General features: G+C 65.2%; 1 protein-coding gene. It reads right to left on the bottom strand.

The window, feature by feature from the left end; genetic code table 11:
- The coding region (locus CR492_RS20280) for a ribbon-helix-helix domain-containing protein (protein ID WP_102845506.1) at positions 1 to 235 on the bottom strand (235 nt) is incomplete at its 3' end.
- Positions 236 to 423: the final 188 nt, after the last annotated feature.

The raw sequence follows: 423 nt of genomic DNA, 5'->3' as shown, positions 1-423 counted from the left end.
CGCCGTCGTTCATCGCTTCGGCAAGTGCGGCGTTGGACGATAGATCGACACCGGGCCGCAGGCCGCCCTTACCCGACGGCTGGACTCGATAACGGCCGGCGGCCTGCGGCTTAGGCGGGTTGAGACCACGCCGCACCGCATCTTCAAGAACCGCGGCCACGGTACGCCCGGAACGAGCGGCCTTTGCTTTCACCTCGCGGTACAGCTCGTCATCGATACGGATCGTCGTGCGCACGCATGGCATCTTAGCATCAAGCGCAGGCATCAAGACGATTGCATTCCACGGGGAAGTGTGGCTACCGGTGGACGCGTCGTGATCCGGCGGCGCGGTGACAACGAGGTGGTGGCGCACAATGATGAGGTGACCAACTCGACCGACGGGCGCGCTGACGGCCGGTTGCGGGTGGTGGTGCTGGGCAGTAC

Source organism: Methylocella silvestris (assembly GCF_002891535.1).
GTDB lineage: Bacteria > Pseudomonadota > Alphaproteobacteria > Rhizobiales > Beijerinckiaceae > Methylocapsa > Methylocapsa silvestris_A.
This window is presented reverse-complemented; position numbering and strand designations above follow the sequence as displayed.